Origin of the sequence: Brucella sp. IR068 (assembly GCF_049065885.1) — a bacterium.
In the GTDB taxonomy this organism is placed as follows: domain Bacteria; phylum Pseudomonadota; class Alphaproteobacteria; order Rhizobiales; family Rhizobiaceae; genus Brucella; species Brucella intermedia.
The window spans coordinates 84731-103081 of the sequence record NZ_JBAKHE010000014.1 but is presented as its reverse complement, the minus strand read 5'-3'; the positions used below and the strand labels follow the sequence as shown (position 1 = coordinate 103081).

Sequence of the window (18351 nt, the reverse complement as noted above, 5' to 3'; positions counted from 1 at the left end):
ACGTGGCCTGCCATCAATTGCAATCCTGATGGATGCTGGTCATTATGTGTCATCGTCTTGGTATCCGGGTTGTCCGGAAAGGGACAGCGCGCCGACCTGGAGCTTCATGGTTGCTCATATCCATGGCACGCCCAAAATCTTATCGGAAGGAGCGACTGCAAAGCATCTCCACGAACTCGTCAAACATATGGAGAAGGGTCGTGACAACCCCTGGCAGATGAAGGAACTCGGCCCCGGTGGTCTGGAGCGGCGTCTGCGCAATATTGTCGGCTACGAAATGCCTATTGAGAAGATGGAAGTCAAGTTCAAGCTGGGACAGGATGAGCGGGCAGCAGATATGAGTGCAGCGATCAAAAAGTTGCATGAAGAGGGGCGGGAACACCTCGCCGAAATGATGGCCCGTCACTGCAAGCTTTGACCAACGAAATGAAGGGGTCGAGGTCTGACGGAGCGAAGCGCATTGACCATGCCAAACATGGAATCCAGTATCGACTGGCAATCAACACATCGCCTATTGGCAGAGGCAAGCGGCGCTCCATTCACGGCAAAGGACGTTGTCGTTGGACAAAGTATTTCATAACCTACGTCATCATGTAGATCGAGGTTAAATTGAGAAGAGATCTTTCTCCAAATTCGTATTGTCCCATTGAAGGCTGGTGTCCGGTTTCAGTGGCTATAGGGGGTATCATTTACTTTACTGAATAATCCCCTTTGCCGTTTGATAAACAAGTTAAGCTGGCAAGTAGATTTCACGCACGCGCGCATCGCCGGACAACTTGTCAGCCGGGCCGGAGACGTGGATCTCGCCATGTTCGAACGCATAAACATAATCGGCTATTTCGAGGGACAGATCGACATTCTGTGCGACCAGAACAATGGAGACACCCGCCTCGGCGAGCTTGATCATGATCTCGAAAATCTGGTGAATGATAATCGGCGCCAGACCTAGCGAAGGTTCCTCGAGCAGCAGGAGTTCGGAATTGCCCATCAGTGAATGGGCAATGGCCTGACGCGTTACATCAGCGACGGCAGGATGCCGATCGATAACAATATTTTGGAATGTGACATCAGAGTTTTGCGACCAGAAGAAAATCATGGCTGTTCAGCGACACTGCTGACGGAGCCAGGGCCAGCGCAGTGATCTATAGTTTGATGCTGACATGCCGCGCCTGTGGACACTCTGATCTGGCTGCGGCACGTGCTCACGGAGTGCCGCAGCGAGACGACGATGCCGACATCGGCGACCTGCTACCGATCAACTTCTCGAAAACCTCCGCCGCCTAACGGAGCCGGATATCGCTTCCGATGCAAGGCGGCTCTAGCGGTGCCACAGCCGTCAATCCGCATCGAAAATCGCGCTTACGTTCAAAATCCTCAGGTCGTCAACAGGGTATCACGCACTTCATCGGAACAAGGGGGCTATCACTGCCTTCAAATCGATGGATACAGTGGAGCACAAGGGTATGTGACGTAATCTGGCTCGTGGATGATCCAAAACTTCTGCAGATCCGTAGGATTGCTCCACGCGGCGATAGCGCCGGGGCGAATAAGGAAAATGTCCCCTGCCGCAAAAGACACGCTCCCCTCGTCTGGGTTGGATAAGGTAACGTCGCCCTTGCGCAGCATCATCAGTTCAGAGAAGGAATAGTTGATGGGATGGCGGGCGTAAGGCGTAGTCGCCCAAATGCCCCAGGAAAGTGGATCGTCACTCTGGAATTCGTGACGATGAGTCGTCGGAGCGGGCGTGGTAAGCAGCGCTGCATTGGGCGCGCCACCGGGAACCATGGGATGGTCAAGGTCGAGTTTGGTGAACGACACTGGCGCGGTCCCCTGATGAATCGTGAGGATTACGCAATCGGCCGCCTGTGCCTTCCATGCAAAACTGGACGCGGGTAGGCTCGCGGCCTCACCCTTGGCCAGCACGATTTCGAAACCGTTACTGTCCACGAGCGATAAAGAGCCCTCACGAACCATTACAATAGAGGGGAACAGGCTTTTCGTCCCCTTTCCTTCTCCTGAAAGAACAGCGCGTCCGACGCCGAAGGGTTCAGTAGACTGTCCATTCAAAGTGAGGGCTTGGAAAGCTGCTTCCAAATCCGCGGCGCAAGAGGGCGCAATTCCCAGATTGATTACGTTTTTCAACAAGTCCAGTACTTTCTGCAGAGGGTTTATTTCGATGCGAATCCAAGACTGTCCTTGACCCAATACCAGCGGATGCCAACATCCATGACGGGTTTGCGGATCGAGTGCCAGGAAAGGCGCGGTATCTGCGTGGTGGGATAAACCATGGGGCGGCCTTCGGCGATGTATTCGGCATACATCTTGCCAAAAGCGGTCGCCATCGCTACGCCTCGGCCGTTATAGCCAAGCATTGCGTGCAAACCTGGAGCGGGATTGTGAAGATGAGGCAGGCCATCCATCGTTAGCGCCACATGACCGGACCAGTGATAGTCGATGCCAATGCCATCCAGTTGCGGAAACAGCCTAACCATTCCGGCCTTCAGCGCTTCCATGAGTGCCTTCTTTTCGTTCATTCCCACGGCGCCGCGTCCGCCAATGAGAAAACGCCCGTCTACTGATTGACGCATATAAAAAGCAATCTTGCGCGTTTCGGAAAGTACCACACCCCCCGGCATGATTTCCCCGCGTTGCTTTTCTGAAAGGGGCTCTGTCGCGATCAGCATGCTTTGCACAGGAAGAATGCTTTGGGCGAGATTCGGCACGAGTTTGTCGGTGTAGGCGTTGGTTGCGACGAGGGCCTCTCTCGCGCGAATTGCTCCACGCGCCGTCCGTGCCACCCAATCGCCGTTTTCGTGCGTGAGAGACGTGACGGACGAATCTTCAAAAATCTGAACGCCGCGTGCCGAAGCGGCCCGCGCCAGCCCTCGGGCATAATCCAGCGGTTGCAAGGCGCCGGCGCGTGGATCACGCCATCCACCGAAATAGCGCTCCGTGCCGGAAAGTCTGGCAATCTGTTCGCGGTCCAATATCTCGACTTCGACGCCTTGCGCCTGCCATTGTCGGGCACGCTTGTGAACGGCAGCGGTTGCAAGCTGAGAATGGGCGGCCTGAATCCATCCGGCGCGAACGGGCGAGCATAGGATAGCGTGTTCGCGCACAAGGCTAAAGACAAGATCGGCTGCGCCCCCTACAAGGTCGATCATGCGCTTGCCATGTTCGAGCCCATAGGTCGCAATAAGATCTTCCGGATCGTGCTTCAAGCCGGGGATCACCTGTCCGCCATTACGTCCAGATGCACCGAAGCCGACATGACGCGCTTCAAGGACCACGACCGTCTTGCCACGCTCGGCAAGGAACAATGCGCTTGAAAGACCCGTAAAGCCGCCGCCGATAATAACGACGTCCGCATCGTGTACGCCGTTCAGTTTGGGATGGTTCGGCTTTGCTTCGCCAGCCGCGTTCCACCAGAGCGAGCGCGAGAAGCTCTCAGGACTGCTTGCCATTTTCATCTTTCTCCAGCTTTTTTTGGCCTGCCAGGTGATTTCACTCGGGTTTGTTCACCCAGAGAACGAAAGCTTCCGCTTCACTATTATTGAAGAATCTGTGGCGGGTCGTTGAAGGCAAGGCAAATCCGTCACCTGCTGAAAGCAGATATTGAGCATCTTCAATCTGCAACGTGAAACTGCCCGAAATGACATACCCTAGCTCCTCGCCGGAATGGGTATAGCACTCCTCACCGGAACTCCCTCCCGGAACGATCCGCACCGCGAAGGACTTCATGGTTTCAATGAGTTCTGGCGAAGCGCGGTGCTTGATGACACCGCCACCGTTCAACACTTCGGGCTGTTCGCTTGCCCGCAATACGTAGGGATTGGCGCGAGCTGCAGCTGCGAACCCCTGCGGGTCAATGAGCTGCGCCGGACTCATGGAGAGCACATCGGCAATAGTATAAAGGGTGCGAACCGTTGGCGACACCAGACCGCGTTCGATCTGGGACAGCGCCCCTGTCGATAGGCCTGACACTTCCGACAGATAGCCAAGAGTGAGGCCCAGTGCCTGCCTGCGCGTACGGATACGTGCTCCGATATCCCCCGCATCGTTCGGTGTGGGTTCGCTGATAGGGGCGATCCGCGATATCTCTGCCTTGTTCACTTTTGGCATCTTTTAATGGCTCTCGCTACGAACTCGAATGAATCGGGGTTGATTAGTTTTTAGTATTCTGCTTCATAATCGTCATACATTCAATAAACTAAAAACAAAATCCATCCAGAACATGGAGGGGACATGTCAGAAATGGCTCACAAGGATACGCCCTACTGGTGGGAGGCCGCCCCGCCGCGAAGCGTCGGACAACGTGCCATCGAGCCGGACTGCGATGTGGCCATCGTTGGCGCCGGTTATGCGGGCCTTTGCGCTGCACTTTATCTGGCGAGAGCCGGGCGCAAGGTTCAGGTTTTCGAGCGGGAACAACTTGGCTTTGGTGCTTCCAGTCGTAACGGCGGGTTTACCAGTGGCAATATTCGTCCCGATGACAAGACGCTGATCCGCAAATTCGGTATGGAACGGGCGGCAAAGATTGCTTCTGAAGGCCATGAAGCGCGTCGCTTCATGATCGATTTTCTGGCCAATGAAGGCGTTGACGCGGATTTCAAGCTTGTGGGTCGATTCAGCGGTGCGATGACGCGCGCAGAATATGATGCCATGGCGCGAAGCGCTGAAGCTATCCAGCGAGCAACCGGTGTCGAATCCTACGCGGTTCCTCTTAGCGAGGTCCACCGGCATATCGCGACTGACCTCTATGCGGGCGGCAGTGTTCGTATGGATATTGGTGGCCTGCATCCCGCAAAGTTTCATGCAGAACTGGTACGGCTGGTCGTTGCTGAGGGAGTATTGATCCACAGCGAATGTCGCGTGGAAGGCATCAACCAAGGAGCTGATAGGAAAACGGTAGTAACCGCACGCGGTCGTGCCCGGGCGCGCGATGCCCTTGTTTGCACGAACGGATATACCGATCATTCGGACCGCTGGCTGCGTCAGCGACTGGTGCCATTGCGTTCCCGAATAATCGCAACCGAGGATCTGGGCGAGGAACGTGTAAGCGCGTTGGTGCCAGGATTGAAAATGCTCACCGACACCCGGGCGATGACCTACTATTTCCGCCCGTCGCCGGATGGGCGACGCATCTTGTTTGGTGGTCGGGATGTTACGAGCCGCGGCGATCCGGATAGCGCTACGCAACGTAACTATACGGAAATGTGCAAGGTTTTTCCGCAACTGGAAGGTGTCGGTATTTCGCATAGCTGGTTCGGCTATGTAGCCATGAACAGGGACATGGTTCCGCGAATTTTTCAGCGCGGGGCAGTGCATTATGCAACAGGATTCTGTGGCTCCGGTGTTGTCTGGGCACCATGGCTCGGCTTCAAGGTCGCGCAGAAAATACTGGGGGTGCCGAACAGCGAAAGCAGTTTCGATTTTCGCGCGCCGCAGTTTGTGCCGACCTGGCGCGGAAAAGCCTGGTTCATGCCGCTGGTTTTTGCCGACCTTGAACGAAAGGATCGCAAGTTGGAAGCAACAGCATCCAATGAACGGGCGTTGAGAAACAGTGCCAGCTTCCAGGGTGAACGCAATTGAGAAGCTGCACCGTGAACGCTGGTCACAACAAATTTCACTTTATCAAACGTGGTTTCACGACCGGCGTTTCGAATAGAAAACTTATCGCTGCATTTAGGAAGGAGAATGCCATGCGTCTCAAGAAAATTTTTGGTTTGGCAGCTACGGCGATCATCATGTGGGGCGCAATGCCTGCCTTGGCTCAGGAAGCGGTCAAAGTAGGTTCGTCTCCCACCGGTTTGCCGTTTACCTTTGTGAACACGGAAACCAAGGCCATGGATGGCGTGTTGATCGATGTGGTCAAGGCCATCGAACCCGATATCGGTATCAAGGCGGAATTCGAGGCCGTACAGTTTTCGGCGCTCGTGCCGTCGCTCACCGCGAACAAGATCGATATGATTGCTTCGGCAATGTTCATCACTGAAGAGCGCGCAAAAATCGTGGACTTTTCCGATCCGGTCTATGGCTATGGTGAAGGCGTTTTCGTGCCGGTTTCCGATGATACGGCCTACAAGACCTATGCGGATCTCAAGGGTAAGACCGTCGGCGTACAGGTGGGAACCACCTTCGTTGATCTGTTCAGGAAGAGCGGCCTGTTCAGTGATGTCAAGGTCTACAAAGGCATTCCCGATATCATTGCTGACGTGAATGCCGGGCGCATCGATGCCGGCTTCGGGGATGGACCAATGGCTGCCTACTACCTCTCGCAGGGCCGCTACCCCAAGGTGAAGATGGTCGAGAGCTATGAAGCGTCGGCCGGGGGCGAGTTCGGTCTGGCCCTCCGCAAAGGCGACGAACGTATGCCCAAAATCAATGCAGCCATCGCCCGCATCAAGTCGGACGGCACGCTTCAGAAAATTCTTGCCAAATACGGACTGAAATAATTCCGGTGTGAGCATGGGGATTGATCCCCATGCTCACAATTCAGGTGTGCTCCACGCGCGTCCAAGCAGAAGCTCTTTGTGCTTCTCGGCCTGCGCCCGAAACGGGGCTTACCGGCCGCAGCGCCTCATCCGCGTTTGATCGCGCCAAATAAATAGAGTTAAAGTCAATGCAAAACTTCCTTATGGACATCCGCGAGTTCTTCCCGATCTTGCTGGAAGGCGTGAAATATACACTCCTCGTGACGCTGGGCTCACTTGTCCTTTCGACCCTTCTGGGGCTTGTCTGGGCGCTGATGCGGGTGTCGGGAATCGGCTGGCTGTCGGCTGTTGCCGGAGCTATCGTCAATGTGATCCGTGGCATTCCTATCCTGGTGCAGCTCTTCTATATCTACTTCGTTCTACCGGAATTCGGCATTGCGCTTTCCGCTCTTCAGGCCGGTATCATAGGCCTCGGAATTGCCTATTCGGCCTACCAGGCAGAGAATTTCCGTGCCGGCATCGAGGCCATCGATCACGGGCAGACAGAAGCCGCGCAATCCATCGGTATGGGCTGGTTCATGACGATGCGCCGCGTGATCCTGCCGCAAGCCGTTCGAGTGATCCTGCCGCCCTATGGCAACATAATGGTCATGCTCTTGAAGGACAGTTCGCAGGCGTCTGCCATCACGGTTGCCGAACTGACCCTGCAAGGCCAGCTGCTCGCTGCTTCGACCTTCAAGAATATGAGCGTCTATACGCTGGTTGCCATGTTCTATCTCTGCCTGAGCTTGCCGCTGATGATGGCTGTCGGGCGTCTTGAAAAGCTCTTTGGTAAAAGAAACGGACATTGATCATGGCGATGATTGAAATAAAGAACGTCACAAAATCCTATGGTCCGCTTCAGGTCCTCAAAGGCATCAGCGCTGACGTGCAGAAGGGTGAAGTCGTTTGTCTGATTGGCCCTTCTGGGTCGGGAAAGTCGACGATGCTGCGCTGCCTGAACGGGCTCGAAACCTATCAGGGTGGCGACATTTTGATCGAAGGTCAGCGGGTTGACGCGCAGGATCGATCGATCCGCGATCTCCGCACGCGGATGGCGATGGTTTTCCAGCGGTTCAACCTGTTTCCACATCGCACGGCCCTCGAAAATGTCGTTGAAGGACCGGTTTACGTCAAAGGCGAAAACCCAAGTGAAGCTCGTAAATACGGCCAACACCTGCTTCAGCGCGTAGGTCTAGGAGACCGGGCCGACCATTACCCGGGCCAGCTTTCCGGCGGTCAGATGCAGCGTGTTGCGATTGCCCGTGCCTTAGCAATGCGCCCGCAGGCGATCCTGTTCGATGAGCCGACGTCAGCGCTCGATCCTGAACTGGTGGGCGATGTGCTCGATGTCATGCGCAGCCTTGCTGACGAGGGGCTCACCATGTTGGTCGTAACGCACGAAATGGGCTTCGCCCGCGACGTGGCTGATCGGGTACTTTTCCTTGATGGCGGCGTCATCGTGGAACAGGGCAAGGCAAAGGAAGTGCTCGGCGCGCCACAGCATCCGCGTACGCAGGACTTCCTGCGCCGCGTTCTTAATCATTGATTTATATGGATGCGCGACGCGGGTTGCGTGTCGCGCAAGGGGAGGCGTTATGGCTTTCTATTGTTCCCTCGATCCGGCCCGCGCCGGAGTAATCCGCGGGGTATTTGCGCGCGAATTGCCGGAAGTGGAGTTCCTCTCAGGGGAGTTGGATGCCGATGCTTCGGCAAGGGTGCGTCATTTGCTATGCTGGCAGGTTCCTGACAGGCTGCAGGATCGGTTCCCTGCGCTTGAGATTATTTTCTCAAGCGGGGCGGGTGTAGAGCAATTTCTCCAGGCGGAGATCCCTGCTCATATCCGCATCGTCCGCATGACCGAGCCGGGTCTTGCCCGTATGATGCAGGAATACGTGACACTCGCCGTGCTGGCTCTATTCCGACAATTGCCCGCTTATCTGGAACACAGTCGTAGGGAGATCTGGCAGACGTTGCCCCAGCCAAGCGCCCGCTGCCGTCGGGTAGGTGTAATGGGGCTTGGATATCTGGGGCAGGCTGCGTTGTCGGCCCTCAAGCCTTTCGGCTTCCCTCTGTCCGGCTGGAGCCGAAGCGAGAAGAATGTCGAGGGCGTACGTTGTTTCTCCGGGGCAGAAGGGTTTAGGACATTCGTTGCGCAAACAGACATTCTGGTCTGTCTGCTACCGCTCACGGCAGAGACGGAAGGCTTGATCAATGCCCAATTTTTGGCCTGCTTGCCCACAGGGGCAAGCGTAGTTCTGGTCGGTCGCGGGCCGCAGACGGATTACGACGCGCTTCTTGCAGCGCTCGATAGCGGCCAGCTTTCCTCCGCCTTCATTGATGTAACAGCACCGGAACCGCTCCCCTCCGGACATCCACTCTGGTCTCATCCAAAGGTGATCGTTACCCCGCATATCGCTTGCATGACTGACAGCCAAGGCGCGGCAGACGTACTGGTTGAAAACCTCAAGCGGCTGCATAGAGACGAAGCGCTTATTGGAGAGATCGACCGCAGGCGAGGATATTGAAGCATAGGATGCAGTGGTGTGACTGATTATTGGGCCTCATCCGTTGCCATAGGCTTAACGCATTTCCGGGAGAGGGTTGGAACTCATGCAACTGTGGGGCGGAAACTAATACTCGTGGACGAGGGATCCCGCTGTCGCCGATGATCCTCCCGAGGCCTGCGCTGCGCTTGCGATGGCGAGTCTAACCGCCCGCAGTGAGTCTTCCTGCAGCCGCGTGAGATGGTACGGCCTCGATCTCCGCTATGCGACCGGTGCCGCCATTCCCGAAAGCCGATGGGTCGCTTGACGAAAGGCACCGTTGCTTTTACTCCAGTTCAGGATGCTGGTTCACCAGGTCGCGGCGCCGCGCCTCCAGCTCCGCGAGCTGGGCACGGACCGCTTTGATCTCGGCGTCGATATCCTCGACGCGTTGCTCGATATGGTCATAAGCGTCCTGCAGCAGTTCCTTCGCCTCCGCATGGCTGGAAGCGTTGGGCGTATCGCCACGCAGCGGGCGGTTAGCTGTTTCCTTCATGATGAGTGCCGTTACAAACCCCACCACAGCCACGGCCATCAGATAGTAGGCCGGCATCATCAGGTTGTCGGTGCTTTCGACCAGCCAGGCGGCAAGCGTGGGAGTAAGGCCCGCCACGATGATCGATACGTTGAAAGCACTTGCAAGAGCGCTGTAGCGGATGCGTGTCGGAAACATGGCCGGCAGGGTGGATGCCATCACACCGGTAAGGAAATTAAGCAGCACCGCCAGAAGCAGCAGACCCAGGAAAATGAAACCGATATTGCCGCTGATGATGAGCCTGAAGGCGGGCAATGCCATAACGAACAGCCCGATGCTGCCCGCCATGATGAACGGCCTACGTCCCAAGCGGTCGCTCGCAAAACCCACGACCGGCTGCACGAACAACATACCGATCATCACCACAATGATGATGAGCACGCCGTGGTCCTCGGAATAATTCAGGTTGTGGGACAGATAGCTCGGCATATATGTAAGCAGCATGTAATAGGTGACATTGGTTACCAGCACGATGCCAATGCACACGACGAACGCGTGCCAAAATTTGCGCAGAATGACCCGGATGGAGATACGCGGTGGATTCTGGACTGCATCTCTGTCCTCCTGCTCCATCTTTTCCAGCTGTTCTTGGAACGCCGGCGTTTCCTCCGCCGCGCGGCGCAGATAAAGCCCCACTAAGCCAAGCGGGGCCGCAAGGAAAAATGGAAGGCGCCAGCCCCATTCCAGAAGACGTTCTTCGCCGAGAATAGTCGAAATCAGCACCACCACCCCCGCGCCAAGCACAAAGCCCGCTATGGAGCCGAAATCAAGCCAGCTTCCCAAAAACCCCCGTCGACGGTCGGGCGCATATTCAGCGACATAAATGGCGGCACCGGTATATTCGCCGCCGACTGAAAAACCCTGCGCCAGCTTGCACAATAAAAGCAGAATCGGCGCCCAGATCCCGATCTGCGCGTAAGACGGAATGAGTCCAATGCAAAGCGTGCTGACGGCCATGATAACGATGGTAAGCGACAGCACTTTCTGACGACCAAATCGGTCGCCCATCACGCCGAAAAACACTCCACCCAACGGACGCACCAGGAAGGGCACCGAGAACGTGCCGAGCGCAGCAATCATCTGAAGGCCGGGCGAAGCGTCGGGAAAAAAGACCTGTCCGAGCGCATAGGCCACGAAGCCATAGACACCGAAATCGAACCATTCCATGGCGTTCCCGAGCGCGGCCGCCGTGATGGCTTTTTTCAGCTTGGCATTATCGATGATTGTCACGTCGCCGATCGCGAGCGAGCCGCTCGCGGCTGGCTCGGAAGGTACAGTGTCGGGACTGGCCATGGATACTCCTGCTCACCAACCGGTCGTCCAACGCCAGAGCGACGAGACGAAGCGAACGGCCTTTATCTGGAGTAAATGGGAGGCGAGGCTATCTCGTCAACAGTCTGCGTCAACAGGTGCCCGGCAAGCCGCACCGACCGAAGAACGCAGACTGAGCGCGCGCAATCCAAGCTATTGGTTGCGGCGGTTGTATTTCCTGAGGTTCCCCCGCTGATGGCCATGTGTGATCGCGAAGGACAGGTTGTCGTCGCGGTTCCCGCCGCCACCACGGCATTGACCACGCGAGCGCCGTCGCATGGATCAACGGGTCCCTCTCGTCGTTGGAAACGACTTTGGCTGTCGCATTCTTCTCGCGGCTGAAGCCCCTTCGTTGGCGGTGGAAAAGGCAATGAAGATATCGCCGCTGCCATTGCCACCAAAGCCACCCACGCGGCCGATACCGATCGGCACGGGCCGCGCAAGACGCTTCAATTGATAAAGCAGGAGCCGGGTATCGGTCCGCCGCTTGCCGAAATTGCTCTGCACAAGAACGCCCACCTTATAGCCGCCGGCTTCCTCCGGCAGTCTACGCCCGTGCGCCCCAAGAGTCCCCGAAAGCTGACATATACTGCGGAATGGCGGAGCGTCAGTCGAGCGCGCCCTAAAAGTTCGAATCCCGCCCGGCCTGCCAGTTTCGCCGATCACTGCCGATGGCCGCAACACTCAGCAAGTAACATCCACCCAGTCGATCGCCGCCGTTTCTACGGTAAGGTCTGACATCTCCCCCCCTGTCTACGGCAATGAATGATCTTATGGCTGACTCGCTATCTGTTGGTTTTCAAAAGCCCAGTTCGACCGCAGCATAAGCGGCAGCACTGGTTTATTTCGGTGAGCAGGATCGCGCGGCCAGCAATTAATGACATTGTCATTCAGCCAAATGATGTTCGCTTCGAAACTTTGCGTGCTGGTGGTCCAGGCGGTCAGCACCAGAACACAAGCGACAGTGCCGTACGTGTTGTTCATATTCCAACGGGCATCCAACTGATCGCGCGCAATGAGCGATCTCAGCATAGAAACAAGGCAACGGCGCTGGAACGTCTGGAAATGGTCCTGAAACATCTGCAGGAAGACGAAATTGAAAATGCAGAGGCTGTCCGTCATCACGAAAACCGAAATATCGAGCGCGGAAACGAAGTGAAGACATTTCGTTTCTGATCGACATAAATGAAGGGCCCGGATATCCGGGCCATTCATTTATTCGGGCTTCTTTAGCGCTTTTTCTTGTTACGCCAGGGTGCGTTCTTCTGCAGCCGCTGGCCATGATCGAGCCATAGAGAATGACCTTATCGACATTCTCGGCCAGTCCGTATTCACCTCTCTGCGCCTTGACCTGTGCGGCGTTCTTACAAGCGTCGGGAGTTCCAAGACATCAGCGTTACCGAAGAAACGAACGTCAATCCCGCTCGTTTCCTTTACCAGAATATCTGCGATGTTGTTGGACCTGCCGCGGTCCTTGACAGGCAACTTGGCTCGATTCGTTCTTTTTATGATTAGAGTTCTCCTCACGCCACCTAACGCACCGCGAGCCCAGGACTCACCCTCGCCTCGATCGTTGGGCCAATTTCTACTCGGCGTAACTCCGACTAATCAACGCGATAAATGCGTACACTTCGGCCTCGCTTTGCCGACAATGGTTTCGGACACGGCAAGGTACAATCTCGGATGTTACAATTGTTTGCTAGCGTATGCTTAGTTGGATAAACGAAGCCCATTTATCTGAATTCCCACGATCTCCTTAGCTAAGGTGATTTTGTCGTTTTCGGTTTCTGCGCTTCTCGGTTGATACCAAATGGACAACCAGTTGATCGCGCCGAGCACCGCCTTGGCAGCTATTGATATATCAACTTGCCGAATGCTGCCGTCCTCTATTCCATCGCGAATAGCCTGCTTGAATAAACCTTCGAAACGGCGCCGGATGGAAATAAGTTCGTTCAGTGTGCGGCGCTGATCTGGCGTGGTTGCTGCTAGCTTGTGCATATGGACGCCTTGCACCACGACGGCTTCGAAAGCGACGTTGGTCATCATGGCGAGCGCATGCGCCATGAGCATCTCCTCAAGTCGGTGCAGGCCCGAGCTGTTCATCGTCATGACCGGTTCGACAGCCTTGAACAGCCGATCCATACCTTCGCGATGCACGTCGAAAAACAAATCCGTCTTCGACGAGTAGTAGTGATAAATGCGCCCTTTGGTCGAACCCATCCTGCGCGCCACATCATCAATGCTTGTTGTGGCGAAGCCTTGCTCCATGAAGCACTGAGCGGCGGTTTCCAGGATTACGACATTCCCGGTACTGTCCGTTCGGTTATTACGGCGGCTTTCAGCCATCTGCTTCTCCGATTTATGCATAGGTAAGCGGCAGCTTAGCAAATTTCGATGTCAGAATGCCACTAGACAGAGCTACGTTCAAGTGCATACTACTCAGTATGTTGTTAAGTAATGGGCTACTGTCCATTTCTCGACGCTTGGAGGATGTAATTTGGAAACTAGCCCTAATTCTGTTGCGTGTGCACGCCCAGCAGACGCACAAAGCCAGCCCCTTTATTCGGACTGGATCAAGATCGATCAGCAGCTTGTGGATCGGTTTGCAGATGTGATTGACGATCATCAATTCATTCATACCGACCCGGCACGCGCAGCGGCGGAAAGTATTTTCGGCGGAACTATCGCCCACGGTTTTCTCCTGCTTGGTCTGTTGACCAAGCTCAGTCGCCAGGTATTGCCGGAGGTTGCAAGTGGCACGATTGAAGTCAACTATGGTTTCGACAAGGTTCGCTTCCTTTCACCAGTAAAGGTGGGAGCTTCCATTCGAGGTGTGTTCAGCTCCAAATCGGTTCAACCAAAGGGTAATGGTCAGCTCCAGTCCCTTGCAGCGACTATTGAAATCAAAGACGAAACCAAGCCAGCACTCGCCGCTGACTGGCTCATACTGACAGTAGGTTGAGGACCACATGGCTATTTCTTTCGAGAATCGTGTTGCAATCGTAACGGGTGCAGGCGGTGGACTTGGGCGTGCTTATGCCCTTGAGCTTGCAGGGCGCGGCGCAAAAGTCGTCGTGAACGATTTTGGCGGCAGCCGTGATGGCACCGGCGGCACCTCTGAAGCGGCGGAAAAGGTCGTTGCGGAGATACGCGCCAGGGGCGGCGTCGCCATTGCTGATGCGGGCAATGTCACGAAGTTGGAAGATATGCAGGCGCTGGCAAAGCGCACAGTCGAAGAATTCGGTCGCATCGATATTCTCATCAACAATGCCGGGATCTTGCGTGACAAGAGCTTCGCGAAAATGGAAATGGCTGATTTTCGCGCGGTGGTGGATGTGCATCTTATTGGCTCGGCCAACGCCAGCCGTGCCGTCTGGGACATTATGAAAGGCCAAAACTTTGGCCGCATCCTGATGACGACGTCCACGTCGGGCGTCTATGGCAATTTCGGCCAGTCCAATTATGGTGCGGCGAAGGCGGGGCTCGTCGGTCTGATGAATGTGTTGCATTTTGAGGGTGATAGATATGACATTCATGTCAATGCGATTGCCCCGACAGCGGCAACCCGTATGACAGGCGATGTGCTGGACGAGGAAATGCTGGTGCGTCTCGCACCCGAAAATGTGGTTCCTGCGGCTCTCTTCCTTGTCAGCGATCAGGCGCCAAGCCGCACCATGCTTCTGGCAGGCGCGGGCACTGTAGCCCGTATGGCGATTGTGGAAAGTGAAGGCGTTTATCTGCCGAAAAGTGAGCGGACGCCAGAAGCCGTTGCTGCTGCTTTCAAAAAGATCGGCGACATATCCAACTTTATCGAGACCGATGCCGGTTTGGCGCATGTTGATCGCATTATCGCGACCTCCCGCGCACATGAGGTCATCGAATGACGGCCTCAAAACCCCGCCCCAAGGCTGAACCACGGTCAGCCTATCGGGAGTTTTATCAGATGCAGACGCGTTGGAGCGACATGGACATTTATGGCCATGTCAACAACGTCGTCTATATGCAGTATTGCGATGCCGCACTGAACCGATCGCTTATTGCGGCGGGTGCACTGGATCTGCTTGGCTCCACGCCCATTGGTATCGTTGCGCGCAATTCGACGAATTATTTCGCCGAGATTTCCTACCCGGACAATGTCGCTGTTGGGGTTCGTGTCGAGCATATCGGCAATACCAGTCTGCTGTGGGGATTTGGCATTTTCAAGGATGGCGAAGAGCTGGCCGCAGCTAAAAGCGAATATGTGCATGTCTATGTCAACCGAGACACGCGACGCCCGGTTGCGCTGACCCCGGAGCTGAGACAATTGGCCGAAAGGCTTTACGTGCCCGCGTCAGCGGAGGAGATCTGATGAGAGAAGCTGTAATCGTATCAACTGCACGCACGCCGATTGGCAAAGCCTATCGCGGAGCCTTCAACGATACGACCGCGCCAACCCTAGCAGGCCACGCGATTGCCGCTGCAGTGGAGCGCGCCGGTATTGATAGCGCGGAAGTGGAGGATGTCGTCCTTGGTGCGGCACTTCAGCAAGGCTCGACCCACATGAATATCGCCCGTACATCCTTGTTGCGGGCTGGCCTTCCGGTTTCCGTTCCGGGCCAGTCTATGGATCGCCAATGCGCGTCCGGCCTGATGGCTATTGCCACAGCGGCCAAGCAGATTACCGCCGATGGTATGACGATTGCCATTGGCGGTGGCGTGGAGCAGATATCGCTGGTGCAAAACGAGCATATGAACGTCTATCGCTGGCGCGATCCGTGGCTGACGGAGCATCTGCCCGCCACCTATATGAGCATGATCGAAACAGCGGAGATCGTTTCGGCGCGTTATGGCATATCGCGTGAGGCGCAGGACGAATATGCGTTGCAATCGCAGCAGCGCACTGCCGCCGCGCAGGTCGCAGGTCGCCTTAACGCCGAGATCGTCCCGATCCGCTCCACCATGCTGGTCAAGGACAAGACCACCGGAGAAGTCTCCGCGAAAAACGTTGAGCTGGCTATGGACGAAGGCAATCGTTCCGAAACGACTCTGGAAGGCTTGCGCGGATTGAAGCCTGTCTTTTCCGATGGTCAGACGATAGCACAGGGTCACTTTATCACTGCTGGCAACGCCTCGCAATTATCGGACGGCGCCTCGGCATCGGTGCTGATGGAAGCGAAGGAGGCTGAAAAACGGGGGCTTTCGCCGCTCGGTATCTATCGCGGAATGGCTGTAGCCGGATGTGAACCGGACGAGATGGGTATCGGCCCTGTTTATGCCGTGCCGAAACTGCTCAAACAGCATGGCCTGACGGTCGATGATATCGATCTGTGGGAATTGAACGAAGCCTTTGCGGCGCAGGTGCTTTATTGCCGCGACAAGCTTGGCATCGATAATGAAAAGCTGAACGTGAGTGGCGGCGCTATTTCGATTGGCCATCCCTATGGAATGTCGGGCGCGCGAATGACCGGGCACGCCCTCATCGAAGGCAAACGGCGCAATGGACGCTATGTGGTGGTAACCATGTGCGTCGGCGGTGGCATGGGTGCTGCGGGCCTGTTTGAAATTTGTTGATGGAAACGAAAAAGGCCGGTGAAAACCGGCCTTTTTTTATAAGATTGCCTGCGTTGCGATCAATATGCGGCTTTATAAATCGACAGGGCATCCGCCTCTGGCCGGCTCAGTGATCCGAGCTTGCGCTCCCTTGTCGGTGACGATAACGACGCTCTTGCCCAGCAAACGCTCTGTAATATCAACCATTTTCGCCAGCCCGCCGGTTTGTTGCACGATAGATGGCGTGGTGTTGATGACGAAGTTTGTTTCAGGTCTGTCGATTTTGAGAGATCAGCTTGCGCGCTTGGCGTTGAAATCGCGATCGATTGTATCTCCGGTAATGCCTTGGCTGCGTAGGATATGTTTCTGGATTTTACCGCTTGACGTCTTCGGCAAAGAATCCAGAATTCGTACATAGCGAGGCACCATAAAGCGGGGCAGGCGGCCTGTTAGAAACTCCAGCAGTTCTCCAGCATTGATTTGGTGGCCTTCGACAGGGGTTACGGCGATAAGAACTTCATCCTCGCTCAATTCGCTTGGCACCGCGATAGCCGCGCACTCTTTGACGCTGTCGTGGAAAAGCACTTCGGCTTCCAAAGCGAAGGAAGAGATATTTTCGCCCCGCCGTCGGATGATGTCTTTCAGACGATCAACGAAGAAATAGACGCCATTTTCGTCCTTGCGAAAGCTATCGCCTGTGTGAAACCAGCCGTTGCGCATGGCTTCGACGGTAGCTTTCGGATTGTTGTAGTAACCTTTCATCAAGGCCCAGGGGCGGTCGGAACGAATGACCAACTCACCGGCTGTGCCATCGGGCAGCTCGATATCGTTCTCGTCAACGATGCGCAGCTGATACCAGGGGCGCGGTGTTCCCGCGATTCCCTTTTGCGAAATCCCGGGTCCGGCAACGAGTGGGCTAGCGATTTCGGTCATGTTGTAGATAGTCCAGGCCTCGACGCCAAATCTTGCCGCAAATAAGGGGCCATCCTCGCCAAATGGGGTAATGAAGGCGCGTCGCAGCGGGTGGTTGCGATCATCCGGTGAAACCGGCTGTTTCAGAAGGAAACTCGCCATGACGCCTAGCAACAGGCAATAGGTCGAGTTCGTTTCCCGCACCGCCTGCCAGAAATGCTGCGTTTTGAACTCGCGCATCATGCCAATCGACAGCCCGCGCGCCAGCATCGCATAGACATAGAGCGTGGAGCCGCAATGGAAGATCGGACCACAAATCATACAACGGTCCGTTTCATCCACGCACTCGAAGGCGTCGGGACCCATCGTGTAAAGTTGCACATAAGAGGTCACGACGCCCTTGGCATTGCCGGTCGTGCCCGACGTATACATGATGGCAAGCGTGTCCCACGGCTCAATCGGCGTGTCGAGGGCAAGTTCGCTCTCGCTAACGGTTTCCACGTCAGTCAAAGGCAGGATTTCCACCCCAGCAATGGCGCAGCTTGCAGAGCCTTCGACCACCAGGACTTTGCGCAGCTTGCCGGGGGCAACGTCCAGCAATCGCTCCACCAGATCGGCATGGGCAACCATCAGCGCGGCATCCGCATCGCCCAGGATATGTTCCAGGGAGCGCCCGAGTGCTGCAGTGTTTATGGGGACATAGACCGCCCCGATATAGTTGATTGCGAACCAGGTAGTGAGCAAATCCGGGCCGTTACCCATAAAACAAAGCACATGATGGCCACGTTTCACGCCGTGTGATTGAAGCGTCGCCGCCCGCTGACGGACGCGGTCTCTGGTCGTTTTGTAATCCCATTCGGTCGAAGGCCAAAAATGCACGAATGGTGCTGCGGGGCGCTCCGCTGCATGTCGATCGAGAAGATATCGCAACACGGAATGGCTGCGGTCGAGCGCGCGCTGGTCTGGCGTCATGTTCTGAATTCCTCCTACTCGGCCGCAACTAAACCGCCAAAACAGGCCTGTTGCAAACCTATTCGGAATATGC

19 protein-coding genes and 1 pseudogene are annotated in these 18351 nt (G+C 55.8%); 12 read left to right on the top strand and 8 right to left on the bottom strand.

The features are described 5' to 3' along the window. The coding region (locus ACOWVS_RS19660) for an FMN-binding negative transcriptional regulator (protein WP_420973152.1) at positions 1 to 418 on the top strand (418 nt) is incomplete at its 5' end. Positions 419 to 730: 312 nt separating this feature from the next. Here ACOWVS_RS19660 and ACOWVS_RS19655 read toward each other — a convergent pair. Further along, on the bottom strand, positions 731 to 1045 hold the full coding sequence (locus ACOWVS_RS19655) for a branched-chain amino acid ABC transporter ATP-binding protein (RefSeq protein WP_235693813.1): 315 nt from the start codon (positions 1043 to 1045) through the stop codon (positions 731 to 733). On the opposite strand from ACOWVS_RS19655, the pseudogene ACOWVS_RS19650 reads away from it, so the two are divergent. Further along, positions 1007 to 1284: pseudogene (locus ACOWVS_RS19650) on the top strand (IS66 family transposase); the annotation flags it as partial. The gene ACOWVS_RS19655 and the pseudogene ACOWVS_RS19650 overlap by 39 nt on opposite strands. Positions 1285 to 1431: 147 nt before the next feature. Here ACOWVS_RS19650 and ACOWVS_RS19645 read toward each other — a convergent pair. Genes ACOWVS_RS19645 through ACOWVS_RS19635 form a run of 3 tightly spaced genes read right to left on the bottom strand, consistent with a single transcriptional unit; the run spans position 1432 to position 4122 of the window. Further along, positions 1432 to 2145, bottom strand: coding sequence for a cupin domain-containing protein (locus ACOWVS_RS19645; RefSeq protein WP_081375278.1), 714 nt, complete (start codon positions 2143 to 2145; stop codon positions 1432 to 1434). A 23-nt stretch (positions 2146 to 2168) separates the two neighbouring features. Beyond that, on the bottom strand, positions 2169 to 3464 hold the full coding sequence (locus ACOWVS_RS19640; RefSeq protein WP_006473188.1) for an NAD(P)/FAD-dependent oxidoreductase: 1296 nt from the start codon (positions 3462 to 3464) through the stop codon (positions 2169 to 2171). 40 nt (positions 3465 to 3504) lie between these two features. Then, the gene (locus tag ACOWVS_RS19635) at positions 3505 to 4122 is read right to left on the bottom strand and encodes a cupin domain-containing protein (protein WP_006470013.1); all 618 of its coding nucleotides are present in this window, start codon (positions 4120 to 4122) and stop codon (positions 3505 to 3507) included. Between the two features lie 132 nt (positions 4123 to 4254). Between ACOWVS_RS19635 and ACOWVS_RS19630 the strand changes: the two genes are divergently transcribed. The 5 genes from ACOWVS_RS19630 (at position 4255) to ACOWVS_RS19610 (ending at position 9001) form a co-directional block, all read left to right on the top strand. After that, positions 4255 to 5592: an NAD(P)/FAD-dependent oxidoreductase gene (locus ACOWVS_RS19630; protein ID WP_006473187.1), complete on the top strand. Its 1338-nt coding sequence runs from the start codon at positions 4255 to 4257 to the stop codon at positions 5590 to 5592. Positions 5593 to 5702: 110 nt separating this feature from the next. Then, positions 5703 to 6455, top strand: coding sequence for an ABC transporter substrate-binding protein (locus tag ACOWVS_RS19625; protein ID WP_006473186.1), 753 nt, complete (start codon positions 5703 to 5705; stop codon positions 6453 to 6455). A 167-nt stretch (positions 6456 to 6622) separates the two neighbouring features. Beyond that, positions 6623 to 7285 (top strand): amino acid ABC transporter permease, encoded by a 663-nt coding sequence (locus ACOWVS_RS19620; protein WP_006470016.1) that lies wholly within the window; start codon positions 6623 to 6625, stop codon positions 7283 to 7285. 8 nt (positions 7286 to 7293) lie between these two features. Then, positions 7294 to 8022, top strand: a complete 729-nt coding sequence (locus ACOWVS_RS19615) for an amino acid ABC transporter ATP-binding protein (protein WP_006473184.1) — start codon at positions 7294 to 7296, stop codon at positions 8020 to 8022. Positions 8023 to 8071: 49 nt separating this feature from the next. Next, complete coding sequence (locus tag ACOWVS_RS19610; protein WP_006470018.1) at positions 8072 to 9001, top strand: 2-hydroxyacid dehydrogenase; 930 nt, start codon at positions 8072 to 8074, stop codon at positions 8999 to 9001. Between the two features lie 304 nt (positions 9002 to 9305). Here ACOWVS_RS19610 and proP read toward each other — a convergent pair whose 3' ends face one another. Both proP and ACOWVS_RS19600 read right to left on the bottom strand, forming a co-directional pair. Beyond that, entirely contained in the window at positions 9306 to 10847 is a 1542-nt protein-coding gene (proP, locus tag ACOWVS_RS19605) for a glycine betaine/L-proline transporter ProP (RefSeq protein WP_006470019.1), read from the bottom strand. A 300-nt stretch (positions 10848 to 11147) separates the two neighbouring features. After that, complete coding sequence (locus ACOWVS_RS19600) at positions 11148 to 11372, bottom strand: P1 family peptidase (protein WP_374846628.1); 225 nt, start codon at positions 11370 to 11372, stop codon at positions 11148 to 11150. Between the two features lie 258 nt (positions 11373 to 11630). On the opposite strand from ACOWVS_RS19600, the gene ACOWVS_RS19595 reads away from it, so the two are divergent. Next, positions 11631 to 12041: a peptide chain release factor-like protein gene (locus ACOWVS_RS19595; protein ID WP_006470021.1), complete on the top strand. Its 411-nt coding sequence runs from the start codon at positions 11631 to 11633 to the stop codon at positions 12039 to 12041. 534 nt (positions 12042 to 12575) lie between these two features. Here the strand turns inward: ACOWVS_RS19595 and ACOWVS_RS19590 are convergent. Further along, a complete protein-coding gene (locus ACOWVS_RS19590) occupies positions 12576 to 13211 on the bottom strand; it encodes a TetR/AcrR family transcriptional regulator (protein ID WP_006473182.1) in 636 nt (211 codons plus the stop codon). Positions 13212 to 13362: 151 nt separating this feature from the next. Here ACOWVS_RS19590 and ACOWVS_RS19585 point away from each other — a divergent pair, with 151 nt between their 5' ends. From ACOWVS_RS19585 to ACOWVS_RS19570, 4 genes are read left to right on the top strand one after another with little or no spacing between them, the layout of a single operon-like run. Then, positions 13363 to 13827, top strand: a complete 465-nt coding sequence (locus tag ACOWVS_RS19585; protein WP_006470023.1) for a MaoC family dehydratase — start codon at positions 13363 to 13365, stop codon at positions 13825 to 13827. A gap of 7 nt (positions 13828 to 13834) precedes the next feature. After that, on the top strand, positions 13835 to 14749 hold the full coding sequence (locus ACOWVS_RS19580; protein ID WP_006470024.1) for an SDR family NAD(P)-dependent oxidoreductase: 915 nt from the start codon (positions 13835 to 13837) through the stop codon (positions 14747 to 14749). Positions 14750 to 14808: 59 nt separating this feature from the next. After that, positions 14809 to 15213, top strand: a complete 405-nt coding sequence (locus tag ACOWVS_RS19575) for an acyl-CoA thioesterase (protein WP_006473181.1) — start codon at positions 14809 to 14811, stop codon at positions 15211 to 15213. After that, positions 15213 to 16415 carry an acetyl-CoA C-acyltransferase gene (locus tag ACOWVS_RS19570; RefSeq protein ID WP_006470026.1) on the top strand — a complete coding sequence of 401 codons (1203 nt, stop codon included), beginning with the start codon at positions 15213 to 15215 and terminating at the stop codon, positions 16413 to 16415. The genes ACOWVS_RS19575 and ACOWVS_RS19570 overlap by 1 nt, the downstream gene beginning before the upstream one ends. A 270-nt stretch (positions 16416 to 16685) precedes the next feature. On the opposite strand, the gene ACOWVS_RS19565 is transcribed toward ACOWVS_RS19570, so the two are convergent. Beyond that, positions 16686 to 18278 (bottom strand): AMP-binding protein, encoded by a 1593-nt coding sequence (locus tag ACOWVS_RS19565; RefSeq protein ID WP_006473180.1) that lies wholly within the window; start codon positions 18276 to 18278, stop codon positions 16686 to 16688. Positions 18279 to 18351 lie beyond the last annotated feature (73 nt).

Coding starts and splice junctions, on each gene's coding strand:
- ACOWVS_RS19640 (WP_006473188.1), bottom strand. CDS start 3,464: ATGGCAAGCAGTCCTGAGAGCTTCTCGCGCTCGCTCTGGTGGAACGCG.
- ACOWVS_RS19635 (WP_006470013.1), bottom strand. CDS start 4,122: ATGCCAAAAGTGAACAAGGCAGAGATATCGCGGATCGCCCCTATCAGC.
- ACOWVS_RS19630 (WP_006473187.1), top strand. CDS start 4,255: ATGGCTCACAAGGATACGCCCTACTGGTGGGAGGCCGCCCCGCCGCGA.
- ACOWVS_RS19625 (WP_006473186.1), top strand. CDS start 5,703: ATGCGTCTCAAGAAAATTTTTGGTTTGGCAGCTACGGCGATCATCATG.
- ACOWVS_RS19620 (WP_006470016.1), top strand. CDS start 6,623: ATGCAAAACTTCCTTATGGACATCCGCGAGTTCTTCCCGATCTTGCTG.
- ACOWVS_RS19615 (WP_006473184.1), top strand. CDS start 7,294: ATGATTGAAATAAAGAACGTCACAAAATCCTATGGTCCGCTTCAGGTC.
- ACOWVS_RS19610 (WP_006470018.1), top strand. CDS start 8,072: ATGGCTTTCTATTGTTCCCTCGATCCGGCCCGCGCCGGAGTAATCCGC.
- proP (WP_006470019.1), bottom strand. CDS start 10,847: ATGGCCAGTCCCGACACTGTACCTTCCGAGCCAGCCGCGAGCGGCTCG.
- ACOWVS_RS19595 (WP_006470021.1), top strand. CDS start 11,631: ATGATCTTATGGCTGACTCGCTATCTGTTGGTTTTCAAAAGCCCAGTT.
- ACOWVS_RS19590 (WP_006473182.1), bottom strand. CDS start 13,211: ATGGCTGAAAGCCGCCGTAATAACCGAACGGACAGTACCGGGAATGTC.
- ACOWVS_RS19580 (WP_006470024.1), top strand. CDS start 13,835: ATGGCTATTTCTTTCGAGAATCGTGTTGCAATCGTAACGGGTGCAGGC.
- ACOWVS_RS19575 (WP_006473181.1), top strand. CDS start 14,809: ATGCAGACGCGTTGGAGCGACATGGACATTTATGGCCATGTCAACAAC.
- ACOWVS_RS19570 (WP_006470026.1), top strand. CDS start 15,213: ATGAGAGAAGCTGTAATCGTATCAACTGCACGCACGCCGATTGGCAAA.
- ACOWVS_RS19565 (WP_006473180.1), bottom strand. CDS start 18,278: ATGACGCCAGACCAGCGCGCGCTCGACCGCAGCCATTCCGTGTTGCGA.